The organism is Apilactobacillus intestinapis, assembly GCF_049166695.1.
GTDB lineage: Bacteria > Bacillota > Bacilli > Lactobacillales > Lactobacillaceae > Apilactobacillus > Apilactobacillus kunkeei_C.
The window spans coordinates 1-12,586 of sequence record NZ_JBMHFD010000006.1 but is presented as its reverse complement, the minus strand read 5'-3'; the positions used below and the strand labels follow the sequence as shown (position 1 = coordinate 12,586).

Here is a 12,586-nt window from a genome sequence, read left to right as displayed (position 1 = left end):
TTTTTTGAATAATCACCTAATGTGATAAAATAAAGATATAAAAAAATAAAAAAAGAGGAGTTACAATGAAAAAATTGTTCTCGCTAACTAACCTACCTCCATTTTTGAAGAACCAAGTTCTTAGATGGATTGCGTTAGCTTTAACCGTATTATCAATCTTTGGTTTGGTTGTATCTTTCCTATACGATTGGAAATCCGGTGTCCTTTTCTTAGTATTCGTATGTTCATTGTTATCTTACATCTTTAAGAAAATGAACGATCTAAGTGTCAGCACCGATAATTACATCTCAGACCTTTCATACCGTATGCACCGTGGTGAACAAGAAACACTCTTGGAAATGCCAGTTGGTGTATTAATGATCAGTGAAACAGGAGCAATTGAATGGGTAAACCCATATTTGACCCCTTATTTTGGTGATCAAGATTTACTTGGTAAGACCGTCGAAGAGGTAAATGAAGAATTGTCCGATATCCTAGAAAACAATTGGGATAATCCTGACTACGCAACCGTAAAGTGGGAAGACCATTACTTTACAATGTTGATTCAAAAGGAATATCGCACCATATACATGATGGATATCACTAAGTACTACCAAATCGAAAAAGACTACAACGACGAAAAAATCGCCGTTGGTCAAGTTTTCTTGGATAACTATGATGAAATTACTCAATCAATGACCGACCAAGAAATCTCAAACCTAAATAACTACGTTACCAACGAATTGACTATTTGGGCGCAAAAATTTGGTTTATTCATCAAACAAGTTGATGAAGATCACTACATCATGATGGCCTACTCAAAGGTTCTAAAGGATATCGAAGATGACAAGTTCAGCATCCTAGATGAAATCCGTGAATCTACATCTAAGCAAAACTACCCAGTTACCTTGAGTATCGGGATTGCTTATGGTGAAGACAACCTAAACGACCTATCCGAACAAGCCCAAAGTGATTTGGACTTAGCCTTAGGTCGTGGGGGAGACCAAGTTGTTGTGAAGGCTAAGGACCACGAAGCTCGTTTCTATGGTGGTAAGACCAACCCAATGGAAAAACGTACCAGAGTTCGTGCTCGTATGATTTCTCAAGCCCTACAAGAACTATTCAAAGAAGCAGATACTATCTTCGTGCAAGGTCACAGCCAACCAGATATGGACTCAATTGGTGCTGGCTTAGGTATTCATCGTTTAGCTAAGATGAACAACAAGCACTGTTACGTTGTTATCCCAGATGGAACTTTCCACTCTGACGTACAACGTTTAATCGACAAGACTAAGGAAGACGAAACTCTAGCTTCGGACATCATCACACCAGATGAAGCCCTACAACTAGCTACTGACAACAGTCTTTTAATCATGGTGGACCACTCTAAACCATCAATGAGTGTGTCTGAAGACCTATACAACAGATTGGAAAGCAAGGTTATGATTATTGACCACCATAGACGTGGTGAAGAATTCCCTGAAAACCCAGTCTTGGTCTACATCGAACCATACGCTTCATCAACCTGTGAATTGATTACCGAAATGTTTGAATATCAATCACAAGATGCTGAACCAGTAAGCAAACTAGAAGCAACAGCAATGTTGACCGGTATCTTTGTTGATACTAAGCAATTCACTTTACGTACAGGAACTAGAACGTTTGATGCTGCATCATACCTACGTTCAGCGGGTGCTGATTCAGAAGAAATGCAACAATTCATGCGTGAAAATCCTGATGCCTACATGGCAAGAATGCATCTAATTTCAATGGCCAAGGTCGTTGAAGGACACGAAAACATGATGTACGTAGCCGGTGAAGAAGACAAGGTCTACGATCCTGTTACTGCCGCTCAAGCTGCTGATTCAATGTTAAACATGTCTGGTGTTGAAGCTTCTTACGTTATCTCTCATCGTCCAGATGATTTAATTGGTATTTCTGCAAGAAGTAACGGTGAAGTTAACGTGCAAAGAGTAATGGAAGAACTAGGTGGTGGTGGTCACTTATCAAGTGGTGCTACCCAAATTGCCGATAAGACAATTGAAGAAGTGGAACAAATGCTTTTGGATTCTATCAATGAAGTAAAGAGCGAAGAAGCTCCTGAAGAATCAGAAGACAATTAATTCATTCATTTAAAAAAACACCCAGAGAGTTTATAATAATATAAAGACATTAAGAGGAGTGATTTGAATGAAAGTTATATTTTTAGAAGATGTTCGCGGTAAAGGTAAACGTGGAGAAATCAAGAACGTTTCCGACGGATATGCACAAAACTTCTTAATTAAACAAGGTAAAGCTAAAGAAGCAACCAACTCAGCATTAAGCCAACTTCAAGGTGAAAAACACGCCGAAGCAAAAGAAGCTGCAGCTGAATTACAAGAAGCCAAAGACTTAAAGGCAAAACTAGAAGATGATAAGACAGTCGTTGAATTATCAGCTAAAGTTGGTGCTGACGGCCGTTTATTCGGATCAGTATCCTCAAAACAAATCGTTGCAGAAATGCAAAAACAACATGGCTTAAAGATTGATAAGCGTAAAATTGAATTGGGTGAACCAATTAGAACCTTAGGTTACACTAACGTTCCAGTTAAACTACACAAACAAGTTACTGCTACAATCAGAGTTCATGTAAGTGAAAAATAATCTTAAAGGAAATCGAGGGGTAGTATGAGTAACGAGTATATGAATGGTCAAACACCACCACAAGATTTAGATGGTGAAAAAGCCGTCTTGGGTGCTGTCCTATTAGACAATGAAAAATTAGCAGAAACCCAAGAATTTATTACCTCTGATGATTTTTATCGACATGCTCATCAGTTGATTTTCGCCGCTATGGAGACCTTGGGTGACAAGGACGAACCAATTGATGCGTCGACTTTAAGAACTGAACTTGAAGGTGGCCATAATCTAGAAGATGCCGGTGGTGTGGCTTACTTAGCTGAATTAGCAACCACAACACCAACCGCTGCCAATGCTGTTTACTATGCCAAAAACGTTCACCAAAAGGCAGTTGCTAGACGTCTGATCAAGACCGCAACTGACATTGTGACCGAAAGTTACAACAACAACGGAAACATTGATGAACTATTGGATAACGCTGAACGTTCAATCTTAAACGTTTCAGAAGATAGAAACAGCAATGGTTTCAAGTTCATTGGGGATGTTTTAGGACAATCCCTAGACAGTATTCAAGAATTAGCTCAACAAAAATCAACTGTTACCGGTTTGTCGACTGGCTTTCCAGCCCTAGATAAAATGACAACCGGTTTGCATGATGATGAATTAGTAATTCTAGCCGCTCGTCCAGCCGTTGGTAAGACTGCGTTTGCCCTAAACTTGGCGCAAAACGTGGGTACCAAGTCTGGAAAAGCAGTTGCTATTTTCAGTTTGGAAATGAGTGCCGAATCACTAGTTAGTCGTATGATTTGTGCCGAAGGAAGTATTGATGCCAACCATTTGAGAACTGGTCAATTGACTGGTGAAGAATGGCAAAGTGTTTACATGGCAATGGGTAGTCTATCCAATGCCAGCATCTACATCGATGACACTGCCGGAACTAAGATTTCCGAAATTCGTGCCAAATCAAGACGTTTGGCTAAGGATACTAACAACCTTGGTCTAATCGTGGTCGATTACTTGCAACTGGTTGATGGTGGTAGCCAAGAAAACCGTCAACAAGAAGTTTCATACATTTCACGTCAATTGAAGAAGATTGCCAAGGAACTGGGCGTTCCAGTTATTGCGCTATCCCAATTGTCTCGTGGAGTTGAACAACGACAAGACAAGCGTCCGGTTCTATCTGATATTCGTGAATCTGGATCAATCGAACAAGATGCCGATATCGTTGCCTTCCTATACCGTGATGATTATTACGAAAGAGAAGACGGCGACGATGATGAAGAAGAATCAGAAGTAGAAGAAAACAACGACGTAGGTGAAGTTGAAGTAATTATCGAAAAGAACCGTTCAGGTCCTCGTGGAACTGTTAAGTTACTATTTATCAAATCACATAATAAATTCTCATCTATCGCATACAATCCAGATGATGAGGGTTAATTAAAACTAAATCCTTAGCGTTTGCTAAGGATTTTTTTGTCAAAATTCGGGGGGTGAGAGAATGAATGAAATTAAACTGCATTGGTTATTTCTAGGATCATTAATTAATAACATTGCGGTAAGTACGGTCTGGCCGCTTACGACCGTCTACATGCATGATGCATTGGGCAAGTCACTGACCGAAGTCGGCATAATTTTGTTCCTATACTCAAGTTCTAACGTTTTGGGTAATTATATATCGGGGAAACTGTTTGACCGCCATAATCGCTATATTTTGACGATAATGGGGATTATTACTTCCGTGTTGATATCGTTTGGATTAATTTTCTTTAATGGCTGGCCATACTATCCAATTGGATTGGTATTATTTGGCTTTACGACCGGTTGGAACCTAACGATGATTAATTCCTTAGGAACCACCGTTAAACTAAAATCAGGGCGTTTTATTTTTAATATGTTATACCTAGCGCAAAACGTCGGGGTGGTATTTGGCACGATTGCCGTTGGCTTTATCTATCCAGTAGGAATTGGCTACGTCTTCATGTTGACCACCGCCATATTGATTATTTACGGCATTAGCGCTATCTTGACCTATCACAAAGAGGGTTCGATTTACCCAATTAAACGTGATTCCATGAAGAAGACAAAGGTGAAGTTACCACGTCCAAACTGGATTATCGTCACCACATTCTTTGTGACGCTAGCTATCATTTGGATTGTCTATGAACAATGGGTATCCAACATGTCGGTATACATTACCGGATCAGGAATTCCACTATCAATGTACAGTCTATTGTGGACGTTAAACGCATTCTTGTTGGTAGTATTCCAACTATTGATTAACTGGATTGCGCAAAAACACGACAGCCTATACTTCCAAATTTACTTTGGAATCCTATTTATCGGTTTGTCATTCTTCACACTAATCTTTACCCATACCTACACCGGATTCGTTATCTCAATGATTGTTCTAACATTGGGAGAAGCATCCGTAATTCCTTCAATTCCTGCGTTGGTCAACGAGCTAACGCCGGTTGAAGTAAAAGGTAAGTACCAAGGATTAACCAACGCCTGGGCCGCAATTGGTAAGGCAATTGGACCATTGGTTGGTGGAATCATCATTGATGCCACTTCGTATGGATTATTATTCATCATTTGTACAATCACGTGTGTGGGAATTATTTTAGGATCAGAATTAATCGCTAGATATTCACGCAAAAAAGTAACTAAATATTCAGAATAATTGGTTCGCTATTTTTATAGCGAACTTTTTTATTAAAAATAAATTAGAGAAATAAAAGCCGATATGTAGCTATTATTATTTTATCTAATGCTAGTATCGAAAACATAAATGACAAAATGGTTAGAAAACCATTGACCTTTTTGAACTCAAAGTCTAGTATTTGAAATGTTCAATAAATAAAAAACAAATAACTAATAAAACATTTTGATGAAGGTAATTAGATCTTTAGCCGTACTAAGCGAGTGTCGTTGCTGAAAGGGCATTGCGACTACTGATCGAAAGACTTGATTGTATAAGTTCACTTTTACAGGTGAAATGGTTGTACCCATTATCGTACCGCGTATGAAGCACTAATTGTGTAGTACGAGCGAGAAAATATTTGTGAAAATATTTTGAATCTGGGTGGTACCACGTTACAGACGTCCCTTAGCCGATTGGCTGAGGGGCGTTTTTTTAGTTATTTGTTAAAAAAGTTGGGAGAGATTTATATGCATAGAAAAATTTTTAAGAACGCCAACATCTTTGATGGAGTCCACGAAGATGTCTTTAAAGATTTTAGTTTTGCAGTCGATGTAGAAACAGGGAAGATTACTGAAATTGCTCAAAAAATTTCGCCAGCAGAAGATGATGAAGTAATTGATGTAAATCATAAGTTTGTCGCTCCGGGTTTAATCAATGCCCACACTCACATCACCAGTGATCCTAACATTAGCACTGGAGGTGATAAGGACGTTGTAGAAACCACAGTCGATGCCATTAAGGCATTACGAGCATTCTTAAAATCTGGCTGTACATACGTGAGACAATGCGGTGCTAGATACGGAATCGATATTCCAATCAAGCGTTTAATTACCGAAGGCAAAATTGATAATGTTCCACATGTGATGGCTTCAGGGAAGGCCTTTACTATGACCGGTGGACATGGTGATTATGCCAACGGCGGAAACGTTGTTGATTCTCCAGATGAAATGAGAAAGAAAATTCGTGAAGGCTTAAAAGCTGGTGCTGATTGCATCAAGATTATGGCATCTGGAGGAGTAATGTCACCTGGTGACTTCATGGACGAAGCTCAATTAACAATTGATGAAATGAAGGTCGCCGTTTACGAAGCACATAACAAACATAAGATTGTCGCAGCTCACGCTGAAGGTAATCCAGGAATTAGAAACGCCATTGAAGCTGGCGTAGATTCTATCGAACACGGTTTTTACGTTGACGATGAAGAAATCGCAATGATGAAAGAACGTGGCACATATATTGTTCCAACCATTATCGCCGCTGCATCTGTAACCGAGAAGGGTAAGGAAACATTACCTAAGTGGGAACACCAAAAGATGGCTAACGCAATGGACGATGCATATACCAATGTCAAAAAGGCGTATCAAAACGGCGTCAACATCGCATTAGGTACTGATGCAGGAACACCTTATAACTACTTTGATATGACCACTCCTAAGGAATTAGAGATGATGGTTGATCGTATCGGAATGAGTGAATTTGAAGCGTACAGAACTTCTTACAAGGCCGCCGAGTTAATGAAAATTGATGATGAATACGGCTCAATCGAGAAAGATAAATACGCGGATTTCATAATCATTGATGACAATCCAATGGAAGATATCAAAGCAGTCCAACAAACAGATAAAGAAGTGTATATAAGCGGAAGAAAAGAATTTTAGAATAGGGATGAATTTTATGAAGAAAAACAAAATGATTATCGGATCAACCATGATTATGATGGCTATTGGTTTAGCCGCCTGTGGTAAGTCCAACTCAGCAAGTCAAACATCCAATAACGGAACTACCAAGCCAATTAATTGGATGGCATCATCAGAAATTACCACTTTAGACCCTTCAAAGATTGTTGATGCAGAGACAGGTAATACTGCTTTAAATGCTGAACAAGGTTTATTAACCTACGGGGACAAAGGTAAATTAGAGAACGGAATAGCTAAAAGTTACGATGTTTCAAAAGATGGTAAGACATATACATTCCATTTAAGAGATAATGCTAAATGGAGTGATGGTAGCAAGGTCACTGCCAATGATTTCGTTTACGGAATTCAACGCACAGTTAACCCTAAAACTGCCGCACAAAATACATATGATTTTGATCATATCGTAAATTATGAAGCTGTAAGTAAGGGTCAAATGTCATACAAGAAGTTAGGTGTATATGCACCAAACGATAAGACGGTAGTATTTAAACTATCTAACCCACAACCATATTTTAAGTACCTAGTAGCTGGGACTGATTTCCTACCTCAAAAACAATCATTTGTTGAATCAAAGGGTAGCAAATATGGAACTAATTCAGAAAATCAAATTTACGATGGACCTTTTAAGGTTACCGGTTGGACCGGAACCAATGATACTTGGATGCTAGAAAAGAATGATAACTACTGGGATGCCAAGAGTACTAAGCTAGAAAAGATTAAGATTAACGTTGAAAAGGACGCTAACACTGCCTACAACGAATACCAATCAGGTCAACTGGATGAAATGATGTTAGCTGATAAGGAACAAGTTAAACATTACAAGGGCACTCCTGAATTCCATCAATTAGCCAGTGCACGTAACAACTATCTAGAATTTAATGAAGACAGGATTCCTGCATTTAAGAATGTCAACATTAGAAAAGCTCTATCAATGGTAGTTAACAGGGATCAATTTGTTAACGACGTAATGGGTGATGGCTCATTCCCAGCTAAGGGATTAGTTTCAACTGGAATGATGAGCAGAAACGGTGTTGATTTTGCAGATGCTGCTTACGTTAAGGACGCAGCAACCTACAACAAGAAGAAGGCTCTATACTACTGGAATAAGGGAATGAAAGAAATTGGTAAGAAGTCACTTACATTCAACATCTTGTTCGATGATACTTCTGAAGGTAAATCAATCACTGAATTCCTACAAAGTTCAGCATTTAGTCAACTACCTGGTTTGAAGGTAACCGCTACTAACATTCCAACTAAGGCTCGTTTGAGCAGACAAATTGCCTACGATTACGACGCCACAGTTACTGGATGGAGCACCACTTACCCAGACCCAATTTCATTCCTACAATTGCTAACAAGTACCTACCCATACAACTTTGCAAGATGGAAGAATGCTGAATATGACAAGTATGTAAATGCTGCATCAACCACCGATGCCAACAATTCAGCAAAACGTTGGGATGACATGGTTAAGGCCGAAAAGATTCTTATGAACAATCAAGGTGCCGTACCATTCTACCAAAGCTCAGAACCACAAGTTGTTAAGACTAACATCAAAAACGTTACTCACTCAGCTACTGGTTTGGAATGGAACTTCAGCAAAGCATACGTTGAAAAATAACATTCAAAAAGAACCCAATTACCGGGTTCTTTTTTATTTTGTCCATTCGCTTAGATGAAATTAATTCATTTTTCTAATACAAAATTAATAATTAGTTTGACATTGGCTATATAATCGTAATAATATATCGATAATGTTTCTAATTATTTTCTAATATTTGTAAAGGGAGGTTGATTAATATGTCTAAATTAATTAACAAAATTAGTGACAGAATGAGTAACGTTAAACCTGATGTCTTATTAGGTTTCAGCGATTCAATTTCTGATGTTGAAGGTTTAATTCCATTAACAATTGGAGAACCTGACTTCAACACACCTGATCACATTAAGGAGGCAGCAATTGCGGCAATCAACAACAACCACAGTCATTACACTGATTCACGTGGCGTTAAGGAATTGCGCGATGCTGCCGTTAAATTTTTAGCAGATAAATACGATTTACATTACGATTCTGAAACTCAGTTCATCGCCACTGTTGGTGTTACCGAAGCGCTATTTATCACGTTTGGAGCATTGCTAAACCCTGGGGATGGCGTTGTGGTACCTTCACCCGCGTTTTCTCCATATTTTAACAATGTTGAATTCTTTGGCGCTCATTCGGTAGAAGTTGATACATCCGACGATGGATTTGTCCTAACTCCCGAAAAATTAGAAGCAGCGATTAAGGAACACCCAACAATTAAAATTGTCATCATCAATACACCAAACAACCCAACTGGAGTGTCATACACTTCGGAACAATTAAAGGGCTTGGCTGATGTGATTGAAAAACACGACCTCGTCTGTTTTAGCGACGAAATTTACAGTGAATTAACTTACGATCAAGAACATGAATCAATTGCGAAATTCATTCCTGAACGCACAATTGTATTCAATGGACTATCTAAGTCACATGCGATGACAGGATGGAGAGTTGGTCTGGTTTATGGACCAGAAGAAATCATCCATACTGCGCGCTCAATTCACGAATACACTGCCACATCATTACCTGGTGCCGTTCAATACGCTGCCGTTGAAGCTTTAACAAACGGTAAAGATGATGGTATTGAAATGAGAAAAGTTTACGAAAAGCGCCGTAACTTACTACGTCAGGGATTAGCTGATGCAGGAATTGAAAGTCCTAACCCAAGTGGTGCATTTTACATCTTTGGTAAGATTCCTGAAAAATTTGGCGACGATGACTTTGAATTCTGTCGTCGAGTTGCCAGAGAAGCCAAGGTTGGAACAATGCCTGGTAGTGCGTTTGGTAAATCTGGAAAGGGGTATTTCCGTTTAAGTTATGCAACCAGTGAAGACAATTTGAATGAAGCAGTGAAACGCATTGCTAAGTTTGTGGAGGATAACTAGATGAAAATACTAATGTTTAACACCCAACCATATGAAGTAGAAACTTTTGCAAAAATTGCTGATGATTTGAAGGTCCAAATCGACTGGACGGAAGAGGGACTATCCCTTGATAACGTCGATAAGACCAAGGATTACGATGCAATTACTATCCAACAACACGGTAACCTTGAAGGCGAAGATTTATACAAACGTTTGGCCGAAAATGGTATCAAACAAATTTCGTTACGTAGTACCGGATACGAAATTATTGATTTAGATCTAGCTAACAAATACAACCTAAAAGTTACCAATGTTTCTGGGTACTCACCTCGCTCAGTCAGTGAATTAGTATTAGCTGATACCATGGCGTTATTACGCCGTTTAAAGGATTACAGCAAGCGTGAGGAACGAAACGACTTTAGTTGGACCGGTGCGCAAGCCCGTGAAATTCACAACTTAACCGTTGGAGTAATCGGAGCCGGTACCATCGGAAGTGCATCCGCACGTATTTTTAGAGCGCTAGGCGCTCGTGTGTTAGCATACGATCCAGTCCAACGAACTGATTTGGCTGATACGGTCGAATACGTAGATGTAAACTACCTATTATCAGAATCTGATGTCGTAACCCTACACACACCATTAACGCCTGAAATGGACCGTTTTATGAATTTTGATCGATTCAAGAAGATGAAAAACGATGCTATTTTCATCAACGCCTCCCGTGGTGGAGTTGTTGATACTGACGCGTTGGTTGCTGCCCTAGAAGCCGGTGAAATCGGTGCAGCAGGAATTGATGTGTTTGATGGTGAAGCTGGAATTACCAGTGTCGACCTTGGTGACAAGGGATACGACAATGACAACTTAAAAGCTTTAATTGCGATGGATAACGTAATTGTTACTCCACATATTGCCTTCTTTACCGACATTGCGGTCTACAATATGGCGTTATTCTCAACGAGAGATGCTATCAAGATTGTTAACGGAGAAGAGGCTGTGTACCCCGTTAATTAAAGAAACAAAAAAGAGCTCATTATGAGCTCTTTTTTTGTTGGAAAATAATATGTAATTGTGATATAGTTGCATTTGCAACAAAAAGTGGAGGTGCTTGTATGGATTCATTAAGGAAAATAGGTGTGATAGCAAGGTCTTTGGATTCAATTAGTAATATAGAGTTTAAGGAATATGAATTATCAAAGGGGCAATATCTATATTTAGTCCGTATAGGCGAAAATCCTGGGATTATTTTACAACAACTATGTGAAATGATTTGTGTTGATAAGACAACTGGTAGCAGGGCCGTTAACAATTTAGTAAAAGCACAGTTAATAAGAAAAGAAATTAGTGTAAATAATAGAAAAAATCAGCTCTTATACCTGACTGAAAAAGGAAAAGAAATGTATGACATTGTAGATAGGGAGAATAAGTATTCTAATGAAGTTGCTCTTAATGGTTTTAGCGCATCCGAAAGAAAATTATTTAATCAATTATTAGATAAAGCCAAAGACAATGTCGTAAAAGATTGGCAAAAAGTCAAACGTGGTGAGAAAAGAGACTACTAGGAGGCGTTATTATGATTGAAATGAAGAAAGTTAAATTATCTGATGTTTACGAACTTCGTCAAATTAGTATTGAAACTTTCAAAGATACTTTTGGTGATGATAACAGTCAGCAAGATTTAGAAGAAATGTTTGAGAACAATTATGGAATTGATCAGCTAAAGAAGGAAATTAGCGATGATAAAACTGATTTCGAGTTTATCTACGTTGATAATGAATTGGCTGGTTACCTAAAGATTAATATTGATGAAGCTCAATCTGAAGATATGGGCAGTGACTATTTAGAAGTTGAAAGAATTTACATCAGAAAGAATTTTAAACGTCGCGGCTTAGGATCTCAATTTATGAACTACGCGATTAATGCTGCTAAAGAAGCGGATAAGAGCTTTATTTGGCTTGGCGTTTGGGAAAACAATACAAACGCGATTGGTTTCTATCAAGTAAAAGGATTTACGCCTTTCTCTGAACACATCTTTGTTGTTGGTTCCGATAAACAAAGAGATATTTTAATGAAAAAAGCAATATAAAAAGAGCTCATTATGAGCTCTTTTTTTAGTTATATAAACTATATACGCTTAATAGGACTGAAATGATTAAATTAATCAAAATGATGGTAAAACCAAGTGTCCCGTTTGCGACTAGAATGATTCCTAAGATAAATACGATGATGCCGATTACTGCGGGGATCATCCAATTGTTTTTCCAGAAAAATAAAATGATTTCAACAAATGTCAAAATGGTGATTAACCATAATAGTGTTAGTGAAAAATCAGTTACGTATAAGTCTGAAATATCTTTGATGGTGATAATTAGCATGTAGACAGTCATCAAAAGACTGATGGCAGCTAACACGCCTTTAGTAGTTTTTTGCATTTGTATTCAACTCCTGACTTTATTTTAAATGTCTCAGGGTTGCTTGTAAAACTAAAATAAAAAAATAAAAAAAGAGCTCTATTCGAGCTTGAACTGAACCCCTTGAGTTGGAGAAATCTAACTTAAGGGGTTCTTTTATGTTTTCTAAAGAATTAAAATTAGCTGCCATTAAAGATTATTATAATGGTTTAGGATTTACAAAAATCACTAATAAA

At 38.2% G+C, this 12,586-nt stretch carries 11 protein-coding genes; 10 read left to right on the top strand and 1 reads right to left on the bottom strand.

The genetic code is table 11. The features are described from left to right. Nucleotides 1–65: 65 nt before the first annotated feature. From ACOMA7_RS04895 to ACOMA7_RS04850, 10 genes are all read left to right on the top strand, one after another. A complete protein-coding gene (locus ACOMA7_RS04895; protein WP_081006845.1) occupies nt 66–2,102 on the top strand; it encodes a DHH family phosphoesterase in 2,037 nt (678 codons plus the stop codon). Between the two features lie 67 nt (nt 2,103–2,169). After that, nucleotides 2,170–2,622: a 50S ribosomal protein L9 gene (gene rplI, locus ACOMA7_RS04890; protein WP_034530642.1), complete on the top strand. Its 453-nt coding sequence runs from the start codon at nt 2,170–2,172 to the stop codon at nt 2,620–2,622. Nucleotides 2,623–2,646: 24 nt separating this feature from the next. Then, complete coding sequence (gene dnaB / locus ACOMA7_RS04885; protein WP_034530644.1) at nt 2,647–4,035, top strand: replicative DNA helicase; 1,389 nt, start codon at nt 2,647–2,649, stop codon at nt 4,033–4,035. Nucleotides 4,036–4,096: 61 nt separating this feature from the next. Then, nucleotides 4,097–5,278, top strand: coding sequence for an MDR family MFS transporter (locus ACOMA7_RS04880; RefSeq protein ID WP_421392335.1), 1,182 nt, complete (start codon nt 4,097–4,099; stop codon nt 5,276–5,278). Nucleotides 5,279–5,766: 488 nt separating this feature from the next. Further along, entirely contained in the window at nt 5,767–6,957 is a 1,191-nt protein-coding gene (locus ACOMA7_RS04875) for a metal-dependent hydrolase family protein (RefSeq protein WP_421392332.1), read from the top strand. A gap of 16 nt (nt 6,958–6,973) precedes the next feature. After that, complete coding sequence (locus ACOMA7_RS04870; RefSeq protein ID WP_421392330.1) at nt 6,974–8,617, top strand: peptide ABC transporter substrate-binding protein; 1,644 nt, start codon at nt 6,974–6,976, stop codon at nt 8,615–8,617. A gap of 179 nt (nt 8,618–8,796) precedes the next feature. Beyond that, nucleotides 8,797–9,963: an aminotransferase class I/II-fold pyridoxal phosphate-dependent enzyme gene (locus tag ACOMA7_RS04865; RefSeq protein ID WP_301945762.1), complete on the top strand. Its 1,167-nt coding sequence runs from the start codon at nt 8,797–8,799 to the stop codon at nt 9,961–9,963. After that, nucleotides 9,964–10,953, top strand: a complete 990-nt coding sequence (locus tag ACOMA7_RS04860) for a D-2-hydroxyacid dehydrogenase (RefSeq protein ID WP_054607695.1) — start codon at nt 9,964–9,966, stop codon at nt 10,951–10,953. Nucleotides 10,954–11,051: 98 nt separating this feature from the next. Continuing rightward, nucleotides 11,052–11,501 (top strand): MarR family winged helix-turn-helix transcriptional regulator, encoded by a 450-nt coding sequence (locus ACOMA7_RS04855; protein WP_301945760.1) that lies wholly within the window; start codon nt 11,052–11,054, stop codon nt 11,499–11,501. 11 nt (nt 11,502–11,512) lie between these two features. Beyond that, nucleotides 11,513–12,025 (top strand): GNAT family N-acetyltransferase, encoded by a 513-nt coding sequence (locus tag ACOMA7_RS04850; RefSeq protein ID WP_202812706.1) that lies wholly within the window; start codon nt 11,513–11,515, stop codon nt 12,023–12,025. A 25-nt stretch (nt 12,026–12,050) separates the two neighbouring features. Here the strand turns inward: ACOMA7_RS04850 and ACOMA7_RS04845 are convergent, their stop codons facing one another. Beyond that, nucleotides 12,051–12,371: a hypothetical protein gene (locus tag ACOMA7_RS04845; protein ID WP_054607698.1), complete on the bottom strand. Its 321-nt coding sequence runs from the start codon at nt 12,369–12,371 to the stop codon at nt 12,051–12,053. Nucleotides 12,372–12,586: the final 215 nt, after the last annotated feature.